This is a genomic window from Mesorhizobium sp. CNPSo 4689 (assembly GCF_057784325.1).
The window spans coordinates 42,482-67,841 of the sequence record NZ_JBWLUZ010000018.1; the positions used below are offsets into that span (position 1 = coordinate 42,482).

Sequence of the window (25,360 nt, forward strand, 5' to 3'; positions counted from 1 at the left end):
AAAGAAACCAATGCGTGAGGTTTCGAGGGCGCCGAAGAAACCTTGGACGCTTCCGCGAGATTGCTCAGGGCGGTTGTCAGTGTTAAGGTTTCCTTCTGAAAAGTTGTCGCGCTGAGGTGCCCGAGTGCGCTGCCTGCTGCCGCCGATATGTGTTCGGAGTGGCGTAGTGCGGTGGCAGGGTTTGGAGACCGGGACGATGAGCTTGACGCGCCGCGATGTCTTGATCGCCGGGATTGCGGGGTTTGCCGGGGTCGTGCTCTTCTCGCCGCGGGGCGCGCGTGCGAGCGATGAAGCGCTGGAACTCGTCAAGCAGCTCACCGGGCGGACGGCCATCGCATCGGATCGCCTTCACCTGATAATGCCGGCGGTCTTCCCAACCGGCTACACCGTGCCGATGAGCCTTGACATCGACAGCCCCATGACCGAGACCGACCATGTGAGGCAAATCCGCGTGTTCGCGCCGCAGAACCCGATCATCGAAGTCGCCAGTTTCCATTTCGTTCCCCAACGCAGCATAGCCCGCGTATCGACACGCATCCGCCTTGCCAAACCGCAGCATGTCGTAGCTGTCGCCGAGATGAATGACGGCGTTTTGCTGATGACCAAGGCCTGGGTCCGTGTCGCCACGAATGGCTGCGCCTGAGATACGGGAGAGAGACAGTGATCACCCCCACACCACGCGTGGTCGTACCAAGCGCTGCGGTGAAGGGCGAAGTCTTTCAGGTCAAAACCATCATCAGCCATGAGATGGAAACAGGGCTGCGCCACGATGATCGAGGCAATGTGATCCCGCGCAAGATCATCAACAGATTTGTCTGCCGCTATAACGACGCCATGGTGTTCAGCGTCGATCTTCACGAGGCGATTGCCGCCAACCCTTTCTTCGAATTTTCCCTGCGCGCGACAGAGAGCGGCCGGCTCGATTTCGTGTGGGAAGAAGATGGGGGCGCCGTCTATGCGTTGTCGCACCATGTCACCGTGGCTTGAGATGGCGAGGCCATCGAGCTGCCGTGAATTGCGTTGGTAGGAGTTGAGGGGGAGAAACGTGACGGGAAAACTCCGAGACGGAGGGGCGTTGAGCATGCGCCCCGTTACGCGATCCGCGATCGCCGCAGGGTTCGTCCTGCTCGTCAGCCAATCCGGTGCGGCGGGCGCCGATCAGGGCGCGCAGCTCACCGCGGCCTGCGCTTCCTGCCATCGCCTCGACGGCCGGGACATGGCCATTCCGCCGATCGCCGGAGTGGATCAGGACAAACTTGTCAGCGCGATGCAAGCCTTCAAGTCGGGCGAGCGGCCGAGCCAGATCATGTACATCATGGTCCGCTCGCTCACTGACGAGGAGGTCGCGACGGTGGCGCGCTATCTCTCGACGCTGGGAAAGGAAACGACGCAGCCATGAACCGCTGGACACGTCGCAAGTTCACTCACCTTGCGGGAGCGGCTTGTCTCGTTCCGTTCGGTCCACGCGTCGCAAGAGGCCAAGCCAAGGCGCGAGTCGTCGTCGTCGGCGGCGGCGTCGGTGGCGCGACCGTCGCCAAATATTTGGCGGCGAGCGAAAAAGGCCTCGATGTCACCTTGGTCGAACCGAAGCCGAGCTACACGACCTGCTTCTTCAGCAACCTTTATCTCGCCGGGCTTCGCTCGCTCGAATCGCTCACGCATTCTTATGCAACGCTGGCGCAGAAATACGGCATCACCGTCATTCACGACACGGCCGAAGCGGTCGACCCGGTGGCCAAGGTCGTCGCGCTGAAGAACGGAACCAAGCTCAGCTACGACCGCGCCGTCGTCGCCCCGGGCATCGCTTTCAGATATAGCGACATCGAGGGCTATGACGAGGCCGCAACGGAGAGCCTGCCGCATGCCTGGAATGCCGGGCCGCAGACCAAGCTGCTGCGTGAACAGCTCGAAAGCATGGAGAATGGCGGCGTATTCGTGATCACCGCCCCCCCTAATCCATTCCGCTGCCCGCCTGGTCCCTACGAGCGCGCATCTCTGATCGCCTACTATTTCAAGCAGTTCAAGCCGCGGGCGAAAATCCTGATTCTCGATTCCAAGGACAGTTTCTTCGAGCAGGATCTGTTCCAGGACGGCTGGAGCCGCCACTATCCAGGCATGATAGAATGGCTGCCCGGTCAATTCACCGGCGGCATCCAGGCGGTCGACGTGAAGGGCCGTGCCGTCAAGACCGCGGGCGGCACATTCAAGGCCGCCGTCGCCAATATCATCCCGCCGCAGATGGCCGGCGAGCTGGCGCGGCGGGCGGGCCTCGTCGATCAGTCGGGCTGGTGTCCGATCGATCCGCTGACGTTCGAGTCGAAGCTGCAGCCGGGAATTTACGTGGTGGGCGACGCGACCAGCGCCGGCGACATGCCGAAATCGGCTTTCGTCACGAACAGCCAGGCCAAGGTTTGCGCCTTCGCCATCGCCACCGCGCTCGCCGGCTCCGAGGCCATCGAACCTCACCTGTTCAACACCTGCTTCACCTTTCTCGCCGCCGACGATGCGGTGAGCGATGCCATCAGCTTCAAGGCCACGGCAGAGACCATCAAGATCAGCGAAATCTTGCTCAGCGCGGTCGGGGAGGATGCCGAACTCCGCCGCCAGGTGGTGCGCACCGCGAACGGCTGGTACGACGCCTTCACGCACGACGTGTTCGGCTGAAGGCGAGGCTCAGCTCCGCTCGATCTCCGGGGCGACTATCATCGAAACGCCCACGTCATGCCGGGCGCTCTCTGCCTCAGCGCCGGATCGTTGCTCGGGGATCAGCGATGGAACAGGATCGGGCAACCGCTCCAGCCGCAGCGAATTCACCACCACGAGGATGCTCGAGCCGGCCATGACCGCCGCTGCAAGGATTGGCTGCAGAAGTCCGAATGCTGCGAAAGTCAGGGCGACGAGATTGTAACCGAAAGCCCACATAAGGTTGGTCAAGATGGTCCTGCGAACCGCGCGGGCCACGTCGACGACCCAGGGCAGCATCCATAATCCGTCCGCAGGCAGCACGAGCGCTGCGGTCTCGCGGGCAAGATCGGTGGCGGAGCCGACGGCGATACCGACATCCGCCGCCGCCAGGACCGGGCCGTCGTTGAGGCCATCGCCGACCATCGCCACCACATCATAGTCGTGGCGGAGCCGATCGAGGGCCGCCCGTTTGGCTTCCGGCGAAAGACCCGCTTGCACCGCCTTGATCCCGACCATGGCCGCGATCCGCTCAGCAGCCGGCGCCAGGTCGCCGGTCAACAGCGTCACGTTGAGCCCACGCTCACGCAGCGCTGTGATCGTCGCCTGCGCCTCGGGAAGCGGCGAATCGTCAAGCGACAGCACAGCATGAACCCGCTCTCCCCAACCAACATAAACCACCGAATGACCGCTCGCCTCCCTCGACCGCGCAGGCTCGGCCAGCGTTGGCGGGAGCGACCAGCCCAAATCATTCATCAAACTGCTGCTCCCGGCCGCCACGAGCCGGCCTTCGGCGCTGCCGCGGATGCCACGGCCGGGAACCGTCCGGACATCACGGGTCGCGAGCGGCGTGATGCCGCGCGCAGCGGCTGCCGCCGCGATGGCTCGCGCCAAACCATGCTCGGACTGGCGCTCCAGACCGGCGGCGCGTGCCAGCACGTTCTCGCTGTCAACCCCGTCACGGTCGATGCCGACGAGACGTGCTTTGCCCGTCGTCAAAGTGCCGGTCTTGTCGAAGGCGAGTAACCGCACATGCGCGAGGGTCTCGAGCACACCGGGGGTGCGGACGAGGCAGCCGTGTCGCGCCAGCCGGCCGATGCCGAGCGAGGTCGCCATTGGAGCGGCGAGGCCGACGGCGCACGGACAGGCAACCACCAGTACCGAGAGGCCAATCAGCAACGCCCGATCGAACGGCAACGACTGCGCCCAGTAAACGAACGTCAGCGCGCCGAGGGTGAGGACGAGCGGCACGGACACGCCAACGACGCGATCGGCAAGGCGCTGGGTTGGACTGCGACGGCTGAGCGCCTCGCGCACCGACCGGCAAATCTGTGCCCAGCGCGTTGCGGTTCCGTCACCGCTGCTCTGGATCAGGAGCGGGCCGTCGATATTGATACTGCCGGCAATCACCGTACAGCCGGCGCCCTTGGTCACTTGCCGGCTTTCCCCGGTGATCACGGCTTCATCGGCGTTCGATTCCCCCTCGACAACCACGCCGTCGACCGGAATGCGCTCGCCTGGCCGGACCCGCACCAGCATGCCGGCCGTCACCTCTCGCACTGGGCGGCGGATCTCTGCCGCGCCATCGACAACAGTTGCGCTCTCGCTTTCGGCGGCCAGGAGAGGTTCGAGGTCGCGCGCCGCCCTGGCGCGGCCAACGGCCTCGAGATAGCGGCCAACGGTGAACAGCATCAGCACCATCACGGCGGTGTCGAAATAGACATGCGTGCTGCCCTCGAACACGGCAAACACCGAATAAAGATAGGCGGCAGCGACGCCGAGCACGATGAGCGCCGACGACGTCACGCGTCCCTGAATGACATCGAGCCACATGTCGCGCAGATAGGGTCCGCCGAGAATCACCACCGCCGGCGTCGCGAAAATCCAGAGCAAAAGGTGAATCCACGGCAGCACGCCCGCATCGACGCCGGTGAACGCGTCCGAATAGAGGAGGAGGCTGAACATCATGATATTCATGGAGAGAAAGCCGCCCACGCCGAGCTGGATCAGAAGCCAGGCGGCTTCCCACTCTTCGTGTCTGCCGCTCTTCACCTGAAAGGCGATGCAGCAGCCGTAGCAGCAGAAGACGCAAGCCTCACCGTTGAGCCTGCGCTCCATCGGGCGCCGGCCGACGGGCAGCGAGCAATGGCTACAGAGGATATCGCCATGCGCAGTCATGCGGGATGTCCGCCCAGCCAGGCAAGGCCGATATGCGCGTCGGAAGGCACGAGACCACGGCTGAGCGTGATGAGACCGAGCAAAAGAATAAAGCCGCCGGCCAGCCGTACGCCACGCCGCCGCCAGGCCGGCCCGAGTATCCGGCCGACGCCGCCCATCATCAACATTGCGGGAAAGGTTCCCAGTCCGAACGACGCCATGACGAGAACCCCGGGAAGCGCTCCGGCGGTGCTGGCCGCCTGGGCAGCGAAGGCGTAGACGAGGGGACATGGCAGGAAGCCGTTGAACACACCAAAGGCGAGCGGCGCAGCGCTGCTGCGGGCCGTCAGCAGGCTGCGTAGAGACATGGCAAACGTACTGCCGCCGAATCCGATCGCAAGGCGATGAAAGACCTGCAGCAGGCCGAAGAACTGCAATGCCATGGCGATCATGAGCAGGCCAGCGACAATCGCGAGAATTCGCTGGGCGATGTCGAGGGAGCCGTTCAAGAGCGGCGCCGCCATCGAACCTTGCGTGGTGCATATGACTTGACCGAGCGCGCCCGCGAGCCCGCCCAAAAAGCAATAGGTTGTCAATCGGCCAGTATTATAGAGCAGGTGGCGAAGGACGGTTACGCCTCCCCCCCGCTGATCACGGCCCAGCGCGCAGGCAAAGCCGCCGCACATGCCGATGCAGTGAAAGCTGCCCGCGAACCCTGCGGCGAAGATCACGAGGTAGTAGGTCATTAGCAGACCTCCTGTCGACGCGCCGCACGTTCAACGAGAAGTGTTGCTCTGCGCCGCTAATGGCGTACGAGGTAAGCCACCCACACGAAGAAGGCGATGTGCGCTATCGCGCCGCCGACCAAGGCGATCGTTTGGTACGGACTTGCATTTGCGAACGAGAAAACGGTGTCTGCAAGCATACGCCTCCTCCTGGTCAGCCGAAATAAACAAGGGCAACGTTCATGGCGAGCGCGGAGAGCAGCAGGAAAAGATTCAGAATCGCCAAACCCATTACGATCTTAGCTACGAGCATCTCCTGCTCCTTCTCTCAACTCGTCGGCATCACCTAGCGTGCGCGACCGTGCTCCTAACCAATCCTTCCCGGCCCGACCCCGCCCCAATAAAGGTAGGCGTAGTAGAGACCCCAGACGAAAAGAACCGCGTAGACGACCAGCAGCCATATCGGGATATACCCGTGTCGCGACTGGACCGTGCCGCCGGCGTACTCCTCCATCTCGTGGTCGGGGTCCGAACCGTGAGACGGACCGTCATTCTGCGGTGTGCTTGGCGTTGTCATTCTCCGCTTCCCTTTCGTAGAATCTGGTGGCCGCTTCATCGGCGCCGTGGAAGGCGCCTGAAAGCACGCCCCAAATAAAGACACAGAGCGCACCAAGGCTCATAAGCAACGCGCTCACGTAGGGTCCGGTGACCTCAAATCCGAGCATAACTCAGCCTCCTTCGGCAGCATTTTGTTTCTCGGTCACCGATCCGCCGTTACGTTCGCCGAGTTCAGAAGTGTCCTGCGCCGGCACCCCGCCCGGAACATAGGCCTTGTCCGGAGAACCCGCCTCCAGAGTGAGCTCGTTGAGCGCCGCGCGATCCTTATCGGCGATCGCCAGCGGTGCGCCCGCAAGCGGGTCCTTATAGGCGGAAAGTGCGAGGACGTAGTACGAGAGCGCCCAGCGGTCCTCTTCAGGCAATGAATCCCGATAGGAGGGCATGGGCGTGCCGCTCAATCCGGTCGTCATGGTGCGGAATATGTCTTCGACCGCTGTCCCCGACTTGAACTGGCCGCTGGTGAGGTCGGCCGGCACAATGCCAAAACCGAGATCGTCCTTCAGCCCGGCAGCCTTCTGGCCATCGCCCTTTCCGGTCATGCCATGGCACTCCCAGCATTTCGCGATCTTCCACACTTCCTTGCCGCGCTCGAGGACTGCCTGGGAAACGGTGGGCGGCTTTCCGATGTAGAGCGGAGGGCCAGGTGGCTCCTCGATGAAGAATGCATAAGGCTGGGCCGGATTGGAGCGGTCCACGGCCAGCTCATACTTGATGTACTGGATGACAGCGAGCCGATCCGTGAGAGGCAGTTCATACCAGGCGGGCATCGCCGTGCCGCGTACCCCACGGGTGATCGTGCGCAATAGGTCACCGTCGGTCGGTAGCGGCTCCTTGGTCAGCCGGAACTTGAACACAGCCGCCGCGAAGCTTCGCGGGCGCTGCTTGTAAAGGAAGGTCGCGGCAGGTCCATTGCCGTCTCCATTCACGCCGTGGCAACCGATGCATCGCCGCTCATAGACCTCCCGGCCATGGGCGATCCACTCGCTCGAGCGCGGAAATGTGGCTTCCGTGACTTCAAGCTGCTGTGGTTCAAAAAGATCGCGCCATTTGCCGCGATCCATGCCGAGCTTCTGGATATAAGCGATCAGGGCTTCCAGGTCTTTCGTCTCGGCGGCGATCTTGACCGCGTCGCCTTTGTACTCCTCGTTCGGTATCACAATGACTGGGGCCTTGCCGCGCGCCTGCATGGGCACGAACAGCAGCCCGTCGGCATTGGGCGTGAGCTTGATCTGCTCCTTGCTCGCGAAGTCGAAGAGCCCCTCGGAAACCGACGTCCTTTCCAGCGTACGATTGCCGGCTCCGTCGTCGACGATCTTGACCGGCTGCTCCGGCGTATCGAAGAGTCCCCGATAGGGCGCCATGATCGAATCCGGGGAGAGCATGCGCGGATTCCAGAAATGGGCAAAATGCCACTCGTCGCCGAACTTAAGTCCGACCCGCATCAGATCGGGTCCGATGCGCCGCGTGCCGAACAGATGCGGCACGTCGTAGGCGAATTCGCCTGACTCCGTCACCGGACCCCAGCGGCGCGTCTCGCCGGTCACTGGGCGCACGTACTGGGAATGACAATACCAGCAACCTTCGCGCAGATACACGGCGCGACCGAGCTTTTGCAGCGGCGTGTAATCAGTGGCCTCGGTTATCATCCATTTGAGCTGGCCGAAATCGGTGCGGACCACGGCAGTAACCCGGTTGGTTCGCGCCGAGGGTTCGAAAAATGGCAGGAAACCCTGGGTGATGAGGGCGGCGAAGAAGCAAAAGATGCCGGCCACCAGGATAACAAACCGCGCACTCATCGCCCCGCCCCACCAGCCGGAACCGGGGCCGCGCCGAATACCGCACCTTCCGCCGCTTCGGCGGGCCGGGTCAGCGCCGTCATCATCATATTGATGACGAGAAGCGTCATCCCGATATCCATGCTGACGCCAGCAACAGTCCGCACCAGCCAATAGGGCCGCATCGAGATCACCGTGTCGAGCCACTCAGTGCCGGCCATCCACTGGAAGCCTTGCTGGAGCCCAGCGGCGGTCAGCACCAGGCCCATGGTGGAGATACCGACGGTAATCAGCCAGAATGCCCAATTGCCCATCGTAAACGACCAAAGCTCGCGCCCACAGGCCCGCGGCCAGACATAGACCAGGCCGCCCATTGCCCAGACCACGAACGTCCCGAACACAGTGAGGTGCGAGTGCGAGATGACGAAATCGGTGAAATGGGTCGGCTGCTGGATCGAACGCAAGGCTTCCGTCGAGCCCTGAAAGCACCCGACCAGATACATCAGCGAGCCCGTTATGAGGAATTTCGCCGGGAGATTCTTGCCGAAGGCGTCCCAGCGGCCCATCACCGTGCCGAAGAAGTTCACCAGCACCGTCCAAACCGGAATGATCAGCAGCATGGAAGTGACGATCGCGATCGTCTCGGCCCAATCTGCGATCGGGCTGTAAAGATAATGATGGATGCCGACAAAGGGGTAGAACAGGGCGAGGGACCAGAAGCCGACAAGCGAGAGCTTGTGGCCATAGATCGGATTGCCCACGCTGATCGGCAAAAAATTGTAGATCAGCACGTAACCCGCTGGCGTGATCCACAATCCGACGATGTAGTGAAGGTAGAGGCCGTGGAAGGCCGCGCTGTTTATGCCAGAAATCGTGTAGGGCAGGATCATGCCCAGTAGGAGATTCATCGTCGTCCAGACGAAAGCCCCGATCAGATACCAGAGTGCGACATAGAGTGGTGGCTCGAGACGTCGGGCAATGGTGATCAGGAACTGTGCGGTCGCCGTGGCGACAACGAGGAAGATCGGGATTTTCGCAAACAGCGGGAACTCGCCCGCTTCGAGGCCATGGTTTGTGCCGAACGGCAACGAGATGAGCGCCGCCGCCACGGAGACATTCCACAGCCAGGCCAGCGGTACGCCCCATTGCGGCCAGGGCACCCGCACACCGCAGAGGCGGGGCACCAGGTAGTAGCATTCGCCGATGAAGAGGGAGGAAAACGCGCCAAAGATGACGCCGTTGACGTGGACCGGCCGTAACCTCCCGAAGGTCAGTCCCAGGTTGGTAGTGCCTAGATAATCGGGATAATTGAAGAGGCCCGACAGTGCCACACCGACCGAAGGTGCGACCAAGAGCCAGAACATGCCCCAATAAAGCCAAGTTCGCACAACCGGCCAGTCGACCAGTTCATCCAGGTCGATGCCGGCGAATCTGCCACGCAATGTCTCTGCCACGGCGCTCCTCTCCCATCACGCGCGCTTGAGCCGCGCGACTTTTCAGGGCTCAACTCCAATTTTACCGGCATCGAGAACCACCCGATGCCGGTTGCCGGTTTCAGATATCGGCCCAAGTCGTCCCTAAGCAGCCCGCTCCAAGCCGAAAACAACTAATGCTTGCCTGGGACCAACACCGAGCCGGAGTTCGACCAGGTGATGTATGCTTCCAAGGCCTTCATCGCCTCCGAATCGATCTCGATCTTTTCGCCCTGGTTAGGCTTCTCGATGCACCAGTTGATCATGTCGCGCAGCGTCGCGAATTTGCTCGTTTCTACCTGGAACTTCGGGTAGGACTGCGGGTGGGTGTCCGAGGCCATGGGATGGCACATTGCGCAGGCCATTCCCGTGGTGGAGAGGACGACGTTCATCTGTTTGGCGGTCGCCGCATCACCGTGGAACAAGAGGTCGCCCTTCCTGACCTCCTCCATGAGCACGTCTTCGTATTGTTTCAACTGCTCCGGTGTGTGCGGTGCCTTGTGGGCACTGGTGGGACCGACGAAGACGGCGACCGCCGCAATCGCTACGACGAAGGACGGACGGCACAACGTGCCGAGAACTGTCGCTCTGATTGTCATAGCCATTCCTCCTTTGGTATGGCCACCCTTAGTATGGCCACATATTGTCGGCCATTCGCGGTCGCAACTTCTCGGGCTGACTAAGCGAGGAATCCGGGTCTGACTGAACGAACACCTCCTTGCGGCCCCACATGATGTACTCGACGTCGACCTTGTCTTCGGCGTTGACGTTCACGGTTTCCCAGCCGACCCCATCGTAGGTATCGCCGGGGTCGACCCGGATCATCGGCTTGGTCAGCTTGGGCACGCCTTCCGGGGCATAGGGCCACGGCCAGGAGGTCGCCAGCATGCCGATCGAGCGCATGCTGCCGATCTCGTTGTAGAGCACCTGGTGGACGTGACCGTGGATATTGGTGACCTTGGTATAAGGCTTCAGCACGTCATTCACTTCGCGCCAGTCGCGCACCCAGAAGTTCCAGGGCGGGTAGTACTCGTAGAGCGGATTGTGGCTGAAGATGACGATCGGTTTGGACTTATCCCAGTCGGCGAGTATCTTCTGCATCCAGTCGAGCTGGTCGCGGCCGACGCCGGCCCACGCGCCGGCGACCGTGCCGTCGAGGGTCGCCATATGGCCCATGCGCTCCTCTGGCGTCATCTTCTTCACTGTCCAGTAGTCCGGTCCCCGGCTGACCGTATCGAGCCCAATGAAGCGCACACCCTTGTGGTCGAAGGTCCAGTTGGGCTGGCCGAACAATTCGCCCCACTTCTTGCCCATATCCAGATACCAGTCGTGCTCGCCCGGGATGTAGTACTTCTTGATCGTCAGATCCTTGAGGAGATCGACGCCAAGCTCGAGTTCCTCGATCTTTCCGAGCTGGGCCAGGTCGCCGCCGAAGATCAGGAAGTCGGCCGGCGGATCCATGGCCTGGACCTCTTGCACGGCGCGCACCACCTTGTCGACGAAGCGCGTGTTGAGGGATTTCTGGTAGAGATGGGTGTCCGAAATCCAGGCAAACTTGAAGGGCGCTTCGGCGGCGTGAGCGACGTCGATAGTGTTGAGCAACGGCCACCACGCGAAGGTCTGGCCGACGGAAGCGGCGCCGAACAGCAGCGATCTGTGAATGAAGGTGCGACGGGTGATTTGGAGCGAGTCGTCGGGGCGTACGCCAGGCTGCTGCAGCACCGCACGCATTTCGCGCCGAATGCGGTCAAGCTCGTCAGACATCAGGGTTCCTCCTCAGTGCAGACCGTTTCTTAAAGCGTCGGTCTTTTCATAGGAACGCGACCCTGTTGGGTCAGTGGGTCGCCCATTTTCTTATTTTTTCAGTTCAATCGTCAGGCTGGTAGGCTGATTCTCCTTTACTGTTACGGGCTGCTCTATAGGTCCGGTGAAGGAGTGGATCGTCACGAGCGTGTAGTCGCCGGGCGGCACATCGGGGATGCTGAACTTCCCATCGGCGCCGGTGATTGCGTAGTAGGGATTGTCCACCACATAGACCCAGCCTTCCATCCAGCCATGCGCGTCGCAGTCGATGCGGACAGTGCCGGCGCGCTTCAGTTCGACGGGTATGCGCTGTCCCTTATTGGGCAGCGCCAGGTTGAAGGCGGTGCGCTTGCCATAGTAGCCGTGGGTGTTGTGGAGCACTGGGTCGCCGTTGACGACCTCCAGCGAACCGGCCGGGATCACCTGAACCGCGGGCACAAAACGGCATTTGATGTTGTCAAGCTCCGGCGGCTTGCCGGGCTCCGGCCAGGCCTTTCCCTTGGCCACGTCGACCAGATACACCACCGCGTTCAGCACGGCCTGATCGCCGCCGACCTCGATCAGCGGCTCCTCGCGGATGCCCCCGCACACCTCGACATCCTTGGTGGGGATGATCTTTGTTGTCGGCACGTCGCCGCGGTAGACGATCGTACCCTCGATCGTTCCGCCTCCCGTGACCGGACCTTCTTCGTAAGCTTGCGCAGGCGCCGATATCGTCGCAACGAAAGTGATCGCCGCTAGCCCGCTGATCAGCTCAGCAATCTTCATCGAAGCCGCCTCCTTCGTGAGGGGCCACCTATGAGGGACTAATTAGCGGAGGAAGCTACCACGCCTAGCCTAGTCAGTCAGCAACAAAATAAGATAAGATCAGTGCAGCCAGGCGAGGTTGCTACGACCGAAACGTCGTACTCGGGAACCTGGAACGTCATTCTCGAGGTACCGGAGGTACTTGATGAAGCGACGGCATGGACTCCTCCGCCCCTGGGCCTACGGTCCGCATACCCTCTTCTCCATCATATTCGCAGCGGCCCTGTCGATCTGCCCCCTGCTGGCGCGGGCTGACACGCCTGTGACGGTCGGTGGCTCATTCACGCTCACGGCGCCGGACGGAACGACGGTCACCGATGAGACTTATCGCGGCAAATGGCTGCTGGTTTTCTTCGGCTATACTTCTTGTCCCGACGTCTGTCCGGCGACACTGTCCGAAATCGCCGTGGCGATTGAGGAACTCGGCCCCGACGCCGCCAAACTGCAACCGATCTTTATCACCGTCGATCCTGAACGCGACACACCTGAAGTGATAGGGAAATACACCGGGGCGATCGATCCAAGGATCGTCGGACTCACCGGCAGCCCGCAACAGATCGCCGCGGTTGCCCAGGGATATGGCGCCTATAGCGCGCGCCACAAAACTGAAGCGGGCGCCGAAGACTACGTCGTCGACCATAGTACTTACATCTACATTATGGATCCTCAGGGCAAATTCGTCCGAGGCCTGGACTTCGACACGCCGGCCAGTCTCATTGCCGATACGCTGCGCAAAATCATGGCGCAGCCCGATGAATGAAGGAAGCCTTAGCTAGAGTTGCAGATAAGGCAAATTGTGAGGTGTAACCAAAGGTCGGCGCGATGGAGAGATCGAGATCTGCGGCGACCGGAAATTGGGGGAAGCATGAGCGATAGCCGATGGCAGTCCCGGGAGGCCGGCGTCACGAGTTATGACGGGTTCTTTGCCGACGCCATCGCGCGGCTGCAGGAGGAGCGACGCTACCGGGTGTTCGCGGACCTCGAGCGGATCGCAGGCCGATTCCCCCACGCCGTGTGGCACTCCCCGCAAGGACCGAAGGACGTCATCATCTGGTGCTCCAACGACTATCTCGGGATGGGACAACACCCGAGGGTCGTCGCAGCCATGATCGAAGCGGCGACCCGGATGGGGACCGGGGCCGGGGGCACGCGCAACATCGCTGGCACCAACCATCCGCTGGTTGAGCTCGAGGGCGAGCTTGCTGATCTCCACGGCAAGGAGGCGGCGCTGGTCTTCACGTCCGGCTATGTCTCGAACCAGACCGGCATCTCGACCATCGCCAAGCTGGTCCCCAATTGTCTGATCCTGTCCGATGCTCTCAACCACAATTCGATGATCGAGGGCATCCGCCAGTCCGGCACGGAGAAATGCATCTTCCGCCACAACGACGTCGATCATCTCGAGGAATTGTTGAAGACGGCGGGTCCGGATCGTTCAAAACTCATCGTCTTCGAAAGTCTGTATTCGATGGGCGGCGACGTCGCGCCAATCAATCGCATTTGCGATATCGCCGATCGTTACGGCGCAATGACCTATCTCGACGAGGTCCATGCCGTGGGCATGTACGGCCCTCGCGGCGCCGGCATCGCCGCGCGCGACGGCGCCATGAACCGGATAGACGTGATCGAAGGCACGCTCGCCAAGGCCTTCGGCTGCCTCGGCGGCTATATCACGGGAAGTGCTGCGCTGATCGATGCGGTCCGTTCCTATGCTCCAGGTTTCATCTTCACCACCGCGTTGCCACCGGCTATCTGCGCCGCCGCCACCGCGGCGATCCGGCATCTGAAAACCTCTGAGGAGGAACGCAAGCGCCAGCAGGATCGCGCCCGACGGGTTAAGGCGGTGCTGGGTGCGACGGCGCTGCCGCTCATGCTGAGCGACACACACATCGTTCCCGTGGCGGTCGGCGATCCGGCGAAGTGCAAAGCGGCGAGCGACCTTCTCCTGAACGAGCACGGCATCTATATCCAGCCGATCAACTATCCGACCGTTGCCAAGGGAACCGAGCGGCTGCGCATCACGCCCACACCTTGCCATGACGACATCATGATCGATCGCCTCGCTGCGGCTCTGGACGACGTCTGGAATCGGCTGGGGCTCCAAGGGACGATTTCGCCTGAGCGGCCGAATGAAGCCGCGTCGTCGCCCGACACGATTCCTCGAAGATATTAGTCTTAAGGATCAAAGAAAATGACCGCCAAGCAAATCATGTTCTCGTTCGAGGCGCGCGACCGAATGCTGCGCGGCATCGACACCCTGGCGAATGCGGTGCGGGTCACGCTTGGCCCGCGGGGGCGCAACGTGGCAATCGGCGGCGAGCACGGCGCGCCGCGGGTCACCAAGGACGGCGTGACCGTCGCCAGGGAAATCGAACTCGACGACAAGTTCGAGAACATGGGCGCCCAGATGGTGCGCGAGATCGCAACAAGAGCCTCCTACCAGGCCGGCGACGGCACGACCACCGCGGTCGTGCTCGCGCATGCGATCGTCCGGGAGGGCGCCAAAGCGGTGGCTGCAGGCATGAATCCCATGGACCTGAGGCGCGGCATCGATCTGGCGGTCGAAGCCGTCGTCGCGGAAATCGAGAAGAACGCAAGAAAAATCACCTCCAATGTCGAGATCGCGCAAATCGGCACCATCTCGGCCAACGGCGACGCGGAGATCGGGCGCACGCTTGCCGAAGCCATGGAAAGGGTCGGCGCCGACGGCGTGATCACCGTCGAGGAAGGGACGTCGCTGGAGACCGAGCTCGAGATCGTCGAGGGCATGCAATTCGATCGCGGCTACATTTCGCCGCGTTTCATCACCGACCGCGACAAGATGAGCGTCGAGATGCGGGATGCCTACATCCTCATCAGCGAGAAGAAGCTGTCCAGCCTGAACGAAATACTGCCGCTGCTGGAGAAGGTGGTCCAGTCTGCCAAGCCGCTGCTCGTCATCGCCGAGGATATCGAAGCTGAGGTGATGGCGGCGCTGGTGGTCAACAAGTTGCGCGGCGCTCTCAAGGTCGCCGCGGTGAAGGCGCCAGCCTATGGCGACCGCCGCAAGGCGATGCTGCAGGATATTGCGCTGATGACCGGCGGAACGGTGATCTCGGAGGATTTGGGCCTCAAGCTCGAGACGGTTTCCCTCGATGCGCTCGGGCGCACCAGGAAGTTGACGATCGACAAGGCAAACACCACGATCGTCGGCGGCGCCGGAACGCGGGCAAGCATCGAGGCCCGCATCGCCGAGATCAAGCACGGGCTTGCCGAAACCACCTCCGACTACGACCGCGAGAAGCTCCAGGAACGGCTGGCCAGGCTGGCCGGCGGCGTCGCCGTGATCCGCGTCGGCGGCGCCACCGAAGTCGAGGTCAGGGAGAGGAAGGACCGCATCGACGACGCGATGAACGCGACCAGAGCCGCGGTCGAGGAGGGCATCCTGCCGGGCGGCGGGGTCGCCTTGTTGCGCGCCGGTAGGGCACTCAAGACGCTCAAGGGCGACAACCCCGACCAGAACGCCGGCATCGCGATCGTCAGGAAGGCGGTCACCTGGCCGGCCCGGCAGATCGCGATCAATGCCGGCGCGGAAGGTTCGGTCGTCATCGCCAGGATCCTCGAAAACGACAACCACGCCTATGGCTACGATGCGCAATCGGGCGAGTACGGGGATCTGGTGTCGAAGGGCATCATCGACCCCGCCAAGGTGGTGCGCACGACGCTGCAGGGCGCAGCCTCGGTGGCGGGCATCCTCATCATGACGGAAGCCACGGTGGTCGAGGTGCCGGGGCCGCCGCCGCCGGAACTTCCCGGCCACGATCATCATGATCATCACGCTATGGATATGGATTTCTGAGCGGCTTGCGGCCACCGGAGGCAGGAGGTGTCCGGACTGGATCGCCGCGCTGATGGGTGGCCGGCCTGCTTAGGTCGTTGCTGCCCAGAGGTTGGGCTGTTCGAAGCTCGCTTTCTCGCTTTTGCTCTCGCCGAGAACAGACATTGGTGATCGGCGGTGCGAAGGGCAGCAACGGGTCAAGATCGCGTCATGCGACGCTCGCAACTGGTCGCGCACGAGCGCCACCAGATGGACGGAGCGCTCCGCGAACTCGGTTCGCCGCAATGCCATCAAGAGCGATCTGACGGCGGCGAGGATGATGAAGCCGAGCACGGTCGCCACCGTCCAAAGGCGAAGGGTTTGCAAAGGCACGCCAGAACCGGCCAGCAGCCGCGCAGCAATGAAACCGATCACCAGCGCCACCACAGTAGCCGCCACGCCCGCGAAGAATCTGCGCCATGCACTACTTGTGGCACTCGCCTTCTTGAACCGCCGGGCGAGCAGGATGAACACGCTCGCGACGAGCGCAACAACCAACACAATCTCGAACAGGAGCGCAAGGAGAGATGTTCCCCCGGCCGCAAGCGAGGCCCTCAGGTTTTCAAGCTCGACGGGGACGTCGCTCAAAGCGGCAAACCGCGCGAACAGTCCGGAGACGAAACGCTCGGCGAGCTGTTCGAAGCCCGTAATCAACGAAGTAACGTCTGTTTCCGCCGTCGTGTCCACGATTTCCCCCCTTCAGCGCCTCGGAAGCCAGTTCCGGCGGTCGCTCGTCGGCCGCTGTCTCGCTATCCAGCGTCCGACCGTCGAACAATTCAAGCTTTTTTGCCCCGCCCTTTGCCCGCGCGGGGTCCGAGCGCACTGAAACTTGTCGGCCCAGAGCGCAACGACCAGGCCGATCTCGTAGGTCTGATTTGCGCTGCTTATCCGGCGTTTTCTGTGGGCTTTCTTCTGCTCGATTTTCGGAAAACCAACATCTCATCAGCTCTCTATTTGAACGCCTCACCGTATGCAAGTACGCTGCCAACCGAAAATGGCCCTTCGACAGTAGTGGTTTCATCGTAGCAAAGTGGGAGTGTTGAGAAGTTTGCACGACATACCATCGCTAGCTGGGAGGCAGCGCAACCAGGAAGCCACTGGCCAGCAGATATTCATAAAGATGCAGTAGCGGCGGCACGGGACGCAACTGATCGGCTGTCGGGCACCCTTGTAACGGACTGGATTTGGTCAGCCTGAATTATCTGGCGCGGCCGGGAGGGGAGGCTTGCGACGGCGCGGTCGGTGAGGGCGAGTCGAAGGTGCGTCATGAAATTAGCACGGCATTAGTACGGCAAATGCGCGATGTTCGATCTGGCCCGATCTGTCGGTTTGTCTACGCTATCATAGCCGCACAGTAGCCTGCTTGGCACCGGCGGAAAAGGAAACAATCCTCGGCTCTTAGGTTACCACGGAAAGGCTCGCCGAGGTCGGCTGCAACACGCCGGGGAACGGCCCGATCCTGGCCGGGCGATGCCCGGACTGGAAGAGGTTGCTGTGGAGGTTGGCGATCCACTGCTTGCCTTCCGTCGTCAGCTCCAGATAGCGGATCGCGTCACCGATATAGGGCTCGACCTGCACCGTGAAGAAATCGGTGAAGATGGCGCCGAGATCGGCGGCGGTCTTGCAGCCGAGTTTTTCCACCATCCCGATCTCAGAGAACTCGGCAAACAGCGCCGGCAGCTTGCGGTGGTAGAAGGGATCAGCGAGCTGGCCGATCAGGTCCGCGGCCCTGACCAGCGCCGGCTCGGTGTTGGTGACCTGATATGCCGGATCGTTCGGCACTGGAAAGCGCGTCATCTCGATCGCCTCGACAATGCGCTCCTCGTTGATGAACTTCGAGGAAGCAAAACGTTGGCGCGTATAGATCTTGGCGCGCTCGATATGATAGGGCACAAGTACCGCGTCGGAGGCGCCGCGCGGTGGCGTATGGCGGTCGCCGGCCTCGTTAATGACGAAGCTGTCCTCGGTGTCGCCCTGGCACACGCCATGCACCATGCCAATGTCGTGGACAAGCAGCGCGCAGGTATAATGCAGCCAGTCATCGGGGGTCAGGGATTCCGAAAGCAGCCGGCCGCGGATGATCTGCTGGCCAGCGAGCGTAACCATCAGCGTGTGCTCGATGTTGTGATAGAGGGCGTTCGAATTGCCGATGCGCTCCAGGACTAGGCGGGCCGCGCCGCCTATGTAGCTCGCATATTCCGAATTGCGATGCGAGAAATACTGGAGATAGAGTTCTGACAGATAGTCGCCGAGCCGGTCGGCCATGATGGAGATTGGATTGAGCATGACAAGCGTTGCTGACCGCTTTGAAGCACGACATGTCGCGCCGCGCTGCTGCCATCCTAGCACGGTTTTGGCCTAGATCTTATCTACAGCGGCACCTATCTCAAACGTCTTGAAGGACGGCTATTCTGTCGCTCACTCGACGAACAGCCTCGCACCAATCGCGACAGGCAGTTTTCCAGGTATACGAACCCGGCGCGACCTAGGCTTCGCACCTCCAGTGTCTCGGATGCGGCGCAAGGCGAAAATCCCGAACCATGCTCCAGGCCCACTGAGCCTTTGATTCCAGCGACTCTATGTTAAAGTTGCGTGTCTTTTTGAGGCTGAAGTATGGAACGCAGGCTCGCTGCAGTGCTTGCAGCCGACATGGCAGGATACTCTCGGCTCATGGAAGCCGACGAGCAGGGCACGCTCGCCCGGCTAAGAACCCACCGGATCGAGCTCATCGATCCGGCAATCGCCAAGAATCAGGGCCGAATTATCAAGACCACAGGCGATGGCATGCTGGTCGAGTTCCAAAGCGTGGTGGACGCCGTACGCTGCGCCGCAGAGATGCAGATTCGCATGCGCCGCCGCAACACCGACGTGCCGGAGGACCGTCGTATCCAGTTTCGCATTGGCATCAACCTTGGTGATATCATCTTCGATGAAGGCGACATCTACGGCGACGGCGTCAACGTTGCGGCGAGACTGGAGCAGCTCGCTGATGTCGGCGGGGTATGCGTCACCCAGGCCGTTTACGAACAGGTCTCCGATCGCATTGAAGTCAAGTTCGAGGATCTGGGCGAGAAGTCGCTGAAGAACATTTTACGCCCGGTGCGGGTCTGGCGTGCGATACTCGAGGATGCTGCTTCGGCGGTGGGTATCGGCGCCGCCCGACGTGGCGTCATCAAGCCCTCGATCGCCGTCCTGCCCTTCGCCAATATGAGCGGCGATTCCGAACAGGAATTTTTCGTCGATGGCCTGACCGAGGACATCATCACGGAACTTTCGCGCCGGCATGAGCTTTTCGTGATCTCGCGCAACTCCACCTTCGTCTACAAGGGGCAGTCGGTGAATCTGCGCGAAATCGCCCAGAAGCTGGGCGCGCAATATCTGGTGGAGGGCAGCGTCCGCAAATCGGGCGGGCAACTCAGGGTCACCGCCCAGCTGATCGACACAGCAAGCGACACACATATTTGGGCCGAGCGATACGATCGCAAGCTGGACGACGTGTTCGCCATCCAGGATGAGCTGACAGCGGCAATCGTGGCCACGCTGCCGGGGCGCCTCGAGGCCGCGCAACAGGATCTGGTCGCGCGCAAGACGCCGGCCAGCATGGCCGCTTACGAATGTGTGCTGGCGGCCAAGGTCCGCCACCATCGCAGCAATCGCGCCGAGAACGAGGAGGCGCTGAAACTGATAACGCGGGCAGTAGAGCTCGACCCCGACTACGCGCATGCCCACGCCTGGAAGGGCTGCATCCTGGGGCAAGCCTGGGGCTACGGCTGGTGTGCCGACAAGGACGCGACCTTCGACGAGGTTGTCCGCGAGGTGGAGTCGGCACAGGCGCTGGACGCCAACGATGCAGACGTCCAACGAATCCTGGCGGCAATCAACATCAGCCGCAACGACCTGACCAAGGCCCGCCACCACCAGGAACGCGCCCTCGCGCTCAATCCGAACTACGATCTCGTGGTGGTCCAGCAGGGCGAGCTTCTGACTTGGCTCGGCCGCCCCAAGGAAGGGGCCGACTGGATTCGCAAGGCCATGCAGCTGAACCCTCACCACCCGGAGCGCTTCTGGAGCCATCTCGGGAAAGCGCATTTCGCAGCCCGGGAATACTCGGAAGCCGTCGAGGCCTTCATGCATCTGTCGAAGATGGATGCCAGCCAGCATGCCTTTGTTGCGGCCGCCTATGGCTGGCTGGGTGATCGGACTGCTGCGGCCGCGCACTACGCTAAAATAGGCAAGCTCGATTCGGAGTTCACGATCGACACGTTGGTCGCCACCCTGCACTACGCGAACAACGCGGACCTTCAGCATTTGGTTGATGGGCTAAAAACTGCCGAATCCGCTCAGTTCTAGGCATAGGTTCGCTGGCCTCGTGCGACGGCCCAAATGATCTTCGAGCGGTTCGAACGATCAAATCGGCAACCGCACTGGCTGGACGCTCAGTTACGAAGGTGTTACCGGCCAATGGGGGACCGGTCGATCGACAAGGCCTCTGCAAGCTGGCCAAGCAAACGGATCTGCGTCGGCGAGGATCAATACCAGTGAAATGATGCAGGTGCTTCTGGGCCACGTGGCAGGCGGGCCGCTTAGCAGACGCAGCTTCCTGGTTTCGGCATATGGACCCTCTTGGGTAATATAAATTGAAAATTGCGCCCTCATGTTCCAAAACAGGTCGGTAAACCCGCGAGGATGGTTCGAACCCTGCGGCCCACGGTCCTCGAGGCGAGAATTCTAAAAGACGTTCAACAATGACCCATCACGTACAAGACGCGCGAATTCTAATGTACAGCCACGACACGTTCGGGCTCGGCCACTTGCAGCGCTGCCGGACGATCGCGCATTCGCTGGTCGAGGATTTCCGCGGACTTCAGGTGCTTATCATTTCGGGTGCGCCTATCGCTGGCGCCTTCGACTACCGCGCCCGTGTCGACTTCGTGAAGATCCCCAGCGTCATCAAGTTGCGCAACGGCGAGTATACCTCGCTGGAAAAGGATATCGATCTGCATGAGACGCTGAGGATGCGCCAGTCGATCATCCGCCACACAGCCGAGACCTTCCGGCCGGATATCTTCATCGTCGACAAGGAACCGCTCGGCCTGCGCGGTGAGATCGAGGACACGCTGTCCTACCTCAAGACGCGGGGCACCACGCTCGTGCTAGGCCTGCGCGAGGTGATGGACGCGCCGCATCTGCTCGAAGCAGAGTGGGCACGCAGGGATGTAATGCGCAAGATTGGCCTGTTCTACGACAAGGTCTGGGCCTATGGTCCGCCGGATTTCTACGATCCGTTGACCGGCCTGGATGTGCCGCCGGCTGTCAGGGCAAAGATGAAGTTCGTCGGTTTCCTGCAACGGAGCCTGCAGAAGAACGAGTTGCCCGGCCACCGGCCCGAGGGCGACTATATCCTCGTTACCACCGGTGGCGGCGGTGACGGCGCCGAACTGATCCACAACGTCATCGATGCCTATCAGCAGGATCCGCAGTTGCGGCATAGGGCGCTGATCGTGCTTGGGCCTTACATGCCGGCGCGCAAGCGCAACAAGCTGCTCAAGAAAGGGTCCAAGATCCCCTATATCAAAATGATCGAGTTCGACAATCGCATGGAAGAGCTGATTGCCGGCGCCAAGGCGGTAGTGGCGATGGGCGGTTACAACACCTATTGCGAGATACTGTCTTTCGACAAGCCGGCGCTGATCGTGCCGCGCGTCAAGCCTCGCGAGGAACAACTGATCCGAGCACGGCGCGCAGGCGAACTCGGCCTCATCGAGATGCTTTTGCCGGAAGAAGCCGAGGATTCCCTGCGGTTTGCCGATGCACTGAAGGTGCTGCCGGACCGGCCCCGTCCATCGCAGAGCAATCCCCATCTGACGCTGGAAGGGCTGCCTCATATTTCCGAAATCGTCGCGGAACTGTTCGACCGGCGGGCCGGCCATCACCTTTCGGTCATTGAAGGCATGAACTGAGTTGCAACGTCGCAAGATCGTCGTGGTTCTGAAGGGCTATCCGCGGCTGTCGGAAACCTTCATCGCGCAGGAACTGCTCGGTCTGGAGCGTGCGGGGTTCGAGCTGATGCTCGTCGCGCTCAGGCGGCCGACCGACGCAAAACGCCACCCCTTGCATGACGAGATCAAAGCGCCCGTCCATTACCTGCCGGAATATCTGCATGAAGAGCCGCTGCGCGTGGTTCGCTCGCTGTTTGCTTATCTGCTGCGGCCGGGCTTCTGGCGCGCGCTCGGATCGCTGGCTGCCGATATCCCCCGCGACTTTACGCGTAATCGCGTGCGCCGCTTCGGGCAAGCGCTCGTGCTGGCGGCCGAATGGCCGGAAGACGCGGGTTGGCTGCATGCACATTTCGCGCACACACCGGCATCGGTGACGCGCTATGCCAGCCAGCTTCGTGGCCTGCCCTGGAGCTGCTCGGCCCATGCCAAGGACATCTGGACTTCGGCGGACTGGGATCTGGCTGGCAAGCTTTCCTCGGCGCGCTGGACGGTCACTTGCACGAAAACCGGCTTCGACCGTCTGAAAAAACTCGCTAACGGCAACTCGTCCGTGCATCTGAGCTATCATGGGCTCGACCTTGATCGCTTCGGCAGTTTCGGCGAGGCGCGAAAACAGCATGACGGCTCGGCGCCGGACGAACCGGTTATCGTTCTGAGTGTCGGGCGCGCCGTTGAAAAGAAAGGTTACGATACCTTGCTGGAGGCCCTTGCCCTCTTGCCTGGTGATTTGGCGTGGCGTTTCGAGCATATCGGCGGCGGTGAGGAATTGGAGCGGTTCAAGGCGCTGGCGCAAAAGCTCGGCCTGGATGGTCGCGTCTCTTGGAAAGGCGCGCTTGCGCAGCAGGAGGTGCTTGAGCACTACCGCTGCGCCGACATCTTCGCCCTGGCCTGCAGGATCACCGCAAATGGCGACCGGGACGGTCTGCCGAATGTTCTGGTGGAGGCAGCTAGCCAGCGGCTTGCATGCGTGTCGACCGATATTTCCGGCGTGCCGGAGCTTTTATCGCCGGATGAAACCGGGCTGCTGGTTCCGATGGAAAACCCAATTGCCCTGGCACAGGCGCTGGAGCGCCTGATCCGTGATCCCGTGCTGCGCGCCCGCCTCGGCGACGCCGCAGAGCGGCGCGTGCGCAGCAATTTCGATCATATGGCAAGCATTGGACAGCTCAAGGAACTGTTCGAGCGGGAGTGGCGGGCCGCCGAATGAAGCGGCTGCGCGCTTTCTTCTATGTCCAACACCTGCTCGGTATCGGCCATCTCGCGCGCGCCAGCCGCATTGCGGCGGCTCTGGTCGATGACGGGTTTGACGTAACCGTCGTGACCGGCGGAGCGCCGATCGCGGGGTTTCCGGGACCAGGTGTAAAATCTGTAACCCTGCCACCTGTCACCTCCGGTGATGAAGGATTTTCCGGTCTTGTCGACCTACAGGGCAAACCCATCGACGATGATTTCAAGAAATCGCGTTCAGAGATGCTGCTGCAGGCATTCCGGGATTGCAGGCCTGATATCGTCATTGTCGAGGCGTTTCCATTTGGACGTCGGCAGATGCGCTTCGAACTCTTGCCGCTGATCGAGGCCATCGACGCGGCGTCGCCCAGGCCGCTGCTGGCGACGTCCGTCCGCGATATCCTTCAGGAGCGCGTCAAGCCGGGCCGAGACGAGGAAACGGTCGATCTCATCAACAGGCATTTCGACCTGGTTATGGTCCACGGCGACCCGGCTTTCGCAACCATCGACAAGACATTTCCACTGGCCGGGGCGATCAGGGCCGAGATCACCTACACAGGGCTCGTTGCCGGGCCGCCATCGCCCGCGGCTTCCGAGCGCTTCGACGTTCTGGTGTCGGTTGGCGGCGGGGCTGCCGGAAAGAGCCTTGTCAGATCCACCATCGCAGCGGCGCGGAATGCCAACAACGCTTGGAAATGGTGTTTGATCACCGGCCCAAACCTGCCGAAAGACGAGTTTGACGCGATTGCACGCGATGCCACGCCGGGTCTGTCCATCTTCCGGTTCCGCGAGGATTTCGCCAGCCTGCTGACCGGCGCCCGCCTGTCAGTCTCGCAGGCGGGTTACAACACGGTCTGCGATGTCCTGCGCGCGGGTTGTCGCTCCCTGCTCGTTCCATTTGCAGCCGGCGGGGAAACCGAACAGACGTTTCGCACCCTGAGGCTCGAAAAACTCGGTCTTGCAACGGTGCTGATGGAAAAGGACCTAACGCCTGAAGATTTGGCACAAGCGATCGAACAGGCGCTTGTGGGACCGACGCCATCCGCGCATCGTCTCGATCTGGAAGGCGCGCGTCGCTCGGCGCAAATCCTGCGCGAGCGGTATCGACATGGTCCCTAAAAGTGGAGCCCGGTTTCGAAAAAGTTCATGATCAAACAGACGATGGATCCTAACGCGCGTCGTGTCTGGATGAGATTCGCGTAACGCGCTTCAAACCGTTCCGATCAGCATGAAGCGCGTATATTTTTTTGTCGGCAGTTCGCCGGAGAACCGCACCTCCCGTAGCGCCGCCATTGTTTCGAAGGCTGCAAGTGAGGCCACGCAGTTGATGTGCGTCGGCTCGCTGAAATAATCGTTCGATTGCAGCAGCACATTCGTACCCCGCGGAAGCAGAGCAAGCCAGGCGCGCAGATCGGCTATGTGTTCGCAGCTCGTATTGACCGTCAGGTCGGGCCGCCCGGCCGCATAGTCGAGTGCGTACATATCTGCCGTCAGCGCCCGGAACCGGTCGCCGGCTTCCCGGTTGAGGGTCCGGGCGACCGGCGCGACTTCGGGATCGATGTCGATGCTATCGACCGCCGCGATGTCGAAGCGGGCGTCGTTGAAAAGCATTGCCGGCAATACGCCGTACCATCCACCCAGGACCCATATGCGCCCGAACCGGCCGCCGCAGCTTTCGAACAGCCTGTCGAGCGCCCACATCTTGCAGGCGACCTGCTTGTGGTTAAAAGCGTTGGCGATATCGGCCTGCGGATGCTTGGCGATGACGCGCGCCAGCCCTGCCACGAGAGGGCGGTCGACATAGGCAGCAATTCCCCGCGTGAGGTCCAGGGTTTGCTCGTGCCCGTCCATGCCGGCATTGCGTGGTTGCGTGACATCCATCATATTCGTCTTGTATGGTGGGATTTCGGGCGACACAACGCAATCTTGCCCCCCGCAAGGCTGTTTGATCCGCGGACGTGATTATGCTGCAAGCCGCTTCGCCATTGCCCGGTGCCGGAGAGAGCCGCGTGCATCTGTCCGGACCATCGGCGTCCATCCGCCAGCACCAGCCACGCAGCTGCGGTCTCGTGCTTGGCTATTCGCCAAAACCCTACGGAAGCCGCGAAGCGTTTGAGCGCAGGACAATCTCCGTGCACTGCAGCTTCGAGCTTGTCGTCGGCGACAAGGAAATTGCCGATACGCCATTCGCCAGCAGGTGCTTTTACATCCTGCATCCTTCCAACTGAAGGGTCCACAG

The 25,360-nt window shown here is 61.6% G+C and carries 23 protein-coding genes; 12 read left to right on the forward strand and 11 right to left on the reverse strand.

The features are described 5' to 3' along the window. Positions 1-196: 196 nt before the first annotated feature. The 4 genes from AC04SI_RS21285 (at position 197) to AC04SI_RS21300 (ending at position 2,664) form a co-directional block, all read left to right on the forward strand. Positions 197-643, forward strand: a complete 447-nt coding sequence (locus AC04SI_RS21285; protein WP_488474826.1) for a thiosulfate oxidation carrier protein SoxY — start codon at positions 197-199, stop codon at positions 641-643. Positions 644-660: 17 nt separating this feature from the next. Continuing rightward, a complete protein-coding gene (gene soxZ, locus AC04SI_RS21290; protein WP_488474827.1) occupies positions 661-987 on the forward strand; it encodes a thiosulfate oxidation carrier complex protein SoxZ in 327 nt (108 codons plus the stop codon). 94 nt (positions 988-1,081) lie between these two features. After that, entirely contained in the window at positions 1,082-1,399 is a 318-nt protein-coding gene (locus tag AC04SI_RS21295; RefSeq protein WP_404282351.1) for a c-type cytochrome, read from the forward strand. Next, positions 1,396-2,664 carry an FAD-dependent oxidoreductase gene (locus tag AC04SI_RS21300; protein ID WP_404282270.1) on the forward strand — a complete coding sequence of 423 codons (1,269 nt, stop codon included), beginning with the start codon at positions 1,396-1,398 and terminating at the stop codon, positions 2,662-2,664. The genes AC04SI_RS21295 and AC04SI_RS21300 overlap by 4 nt, the downstream gene beginning before the upstream one ends. Positions 2,665-2,673: 9 nt before the next feature. Here AC04SI_RS21300 and AC04SI_RS21305 read toward each other — a convergent pair whose 3' ends face one another. The 8 genes from AC04SI_RS21305 to AC04SI_RS21340 all read right to left on the reverse strand — a co-directional run bounded on the left by AC04SI_RS21305 (position 2,674) and on the right by AC04SI_RS21340 (position 12,000). Then, positions 2,674-4,860, reverse strand: coding sequence for a heavy metal translocating P-type ATPase (locus tag AC04SI_RS21305; RefSeq protein ID WP_404282272.1), 2,187 nt, complete (start codon positions 4,858-4,860; stop codon positions 2,674-2,676). Beyond that, entirely contained in the window at positions 4,857-5,585 is a 729-nt protein-coding gene (locus AC04SI_RS21310; RefSeq protein WP_404282274.1) for a sulfite exporter TauE/SafE family protein, read from the reverse strand. The genes AC04SI_RS21305 and AC04SI_RS21310 overlap by 4 nt, the downstream gene beginning before the upstream one ends. A gap of 527 nt (positions 5,586-6,112) precedes the next feature. Continuing rightward, positions 6,113-6,289 carry a hypothetical protein gene (locus AC04SI_RS21315; protein WP_404282276.1) on the reverse strand — a complete coding sequence of 59 codons (177 nt, stop codon included), beginning with the start codon at positions 6,287-6,289 and terminating at the stop codon, positions 6,113-6,115. Between the two features lie 3 nt (positions 6,290-6,292). After that, positions 6,293-7,978 (reverse strand): cbb3-type cytochrome c oxidase subunit II, encoded by a 1,686-nt coding sequence (locus AC04SI_RS21320; protein WP_404282278.1) that lies wholly within the window; start codon positions 7,976-7,978, stop codon positions 6,293-6,295. Beyond that, on the reverse strand, positions 7,975-9,411 hold the full coding sequence (locus tag AC04SI_RS21325; RefSeq protein ID WP_404282280.1) for a cbb3-type cytochrome c oxidase subunit I: 1,437 nt from the start codon (positions 9,409-9,411) through the stop codon (positions 7,975-7,977). Before AC04SI_RS21325 ends, AC04SI_RS21320 begins: the two co-directional genes overlap by 4 nt. A 152-nt stretch (positions 9,412-9,563) precedes the next feature. After that, positions 9,564-10,034, reverse strand: a complete 471-nt coding sequence (locus AC04SI_RS21330) for a c-type cytochrome (protein WP_488474828.1) — start codon at positions 10,032-10,034, stop codon at positions 9,564-9,566. Positions 10,035-10,056: 22 nt separating this feature from the next. Beyond that, positions 10,057-11,193: a metallophosphoesterase family protein gene (locus tag AC04SI_RS21335; RefSeq protein WP_404282284.1), complete on the reverse strand. Its 1,137-nt coding sequence runs from the start codon at positions 11,191-11,193 to the stop codon at positions 10,057-10,059. 90 nt (positions 11,194-11,283) lie between these two features. Next, complete coding sequence (locus tag AC04SI_RS21340) at positions 11,284-12,000, reverse strand: hypothetical protein (protein WP_404282286.1); 717 nt, start codon at positions 11,998-12,000, stop codon at positions 11,284-11,286. A gap of 184 nt (positions 12,001-12,184) precedes the next feature. On the opposite strand from AC04SI_RS21340, the gene AC04SI_RS21345 reads away from it, so the two are divergent. The 3 genes from AC04SI_RS21345 to groL all read left to right on the forward strand — a co-directional run bounded on the left by AC04SI_RS21345 (position 12,185) and on the right by groL (position 15,877). Next, a complete protein-coding gene (locus tag AC04SI_RS21345) occupies positions 12,185-12,799 on the forward strand; it encodes an SCO family protein (RefSeq protein WP_404282288.1) in 615 nt (204 codons plus the stop codon). Between the two features lie 105 nt (positions 12,800-12,904). Next, on the forward strand, positions 12,905-14,212 hold the full coding sequence (gene hemA, locus AC04SI_RS21350) for a 5-aminolevulinate synthase (protein ID WP_404282352.1): 1,308 nt from the start codon (positions 12,905-12,907) through the stop codon (positions 14,210-14,212). 18 nt (positions 14,213-14,230) lie between these two features. Then, entirely contained in the window at positions 14,231-15,877 is a 1,647-nt protein-coding gene (gene groL / locus AC04SI_RS21355) for a chaperonin GroEL (RefSeq protein ID WP_404282290.1), read from the forward strand. Positions 15,878-15,946: 69 nt separating this feature from the next. Here the strand turns inward: groL and AC04SI_RS21360 are convergent, their stop codons facing one another. Together AC04SI_RS21360 and AC04SI_RS21365 are read right to left on the reverse strand one after the other, a co-directional pair. Continuing rightward, the gene (locus tag AC04SI_RS21360; RefSeq protein WP_488474829.1) at positions 15,947-16,582 is read right to left on the reverse strand and encodes a hypothetical protein; all 636 of its coding nucleotides are present in this window, start codon (positions 16,580-16,582) and stop codon (positions 15,947-15,949) included. A 711-nt stretch (positions 16,583-17,293) separates the two neighbouring features. Further along, positions 17,294-18,181 (reverse strand): metal-dependent phosphohydrolase, encoded by an 888-nt coding sequence (locus AC04SI_RS21365; RefSeq protein ID WP_488474830.1) that lies wholly within the window; start codon positions 18,179-18,181, stop codon positions 17,294-17,296. Between the two features lie 327 nt (positions 18,182-18,508). On the opposite strand from AC04SI_RS21365, the gene AC04SI_RS21370 reads away from it, so the two are divergent. The 4 genes from AC04SI_RS21370 to AC04SI_RS21385 all read left to right on the forward strand — a co-directional run bounded on the left by AC04SI_RS21370 (position 18,509) and on the right by AC04SI_RS21385 (position 24,240). Beyond that, positions 18,509-20,245 carry an adenylate/guanylate cyclase domain-containing protein gene (locus AC04SI_RS21370; protein WP_404282295.1) on the forward strand — a complete coding sequence of 579 codons (1,737 nt, stop codon included), beginning with the start codon at positions 18,509-18,511 and terminating at the stop codon, positions 20,243-20,245. A gap of 395 nt (positions 20,246-20,640) precedes the next feature. Continuing rightward, positions 20,641-21,855 (forward strand): glycosyltransferase family protein, encoded by a 1,215-nt coding sequence (locus tag AC04SI_RS21375; RefSeq protein ID WP_404282297.1) that lies wholly within the window; start codon positions 20,641-20,643, stop codon positions 21,853-21,855. Between the two features lies 1 nt (position 21,856). Continuing rightward, on the forward strand, positions 21,857-23,101 hold the full coding sequence (locus AC04SI_RS21380; RefSeq protein ID WP_488474831.1) for a glycosyltransferase: 1,245 nt from the start codon (positions 21,857-21,859) through the stop codon (positions 23,099-23,101). Beyond that, on the forward strand, positions 23,098-24,240 hold the full coding sequence (locus AC04SI_RS21385) for a glycosyltransferase family protein (protein ID WP_404282301.1): 1,143 nt from the start codon (positions 23,098-23,100) through the stop codon (positions 24,238-24,240). Before AC04SI_RS21380 ends, AC04SI_RS21385 begins: the two co-directional genes overlap by 4 nt. Before the next feature lie 90 nt (positions 24,241-24,330). Here AC04SI_RS21385 and AC04SI_RS21390 read toward each other — a convergent pair whose 3' ends face one another. Beyond that, on the reverse strand, positions 24,331-25,005 hold the full coding sequence (locus tag AC04SI_RS21390) for a class I SAM-dependent methyltransferase (RefSeq protein WP_404282302.1): 675 nt from the start codon (positions 25,003-25,005) through the stop codon (positions 24,331-24,333). 80 nt (positions 25,006-25,085) lie between these two features. On the opposite strand from AC04SI_RS21390, the gene AC04SI_RS21395 reads away from it, so the two are divergent. Next, positions 25,086-25,349 carry a hypothetical protein gene (locus AC04SI_RS21395; protein WP_404282303.1) on the forward strand — a complete coding sequence of 88 codons (264 nt, stop codon included), beginning with the start codon at positions 25,086-25,088 and terminating at the stop codon, positions 25,347-25,349. Positions 25,350-25,360: the final 11 nt, after the last annotated feature.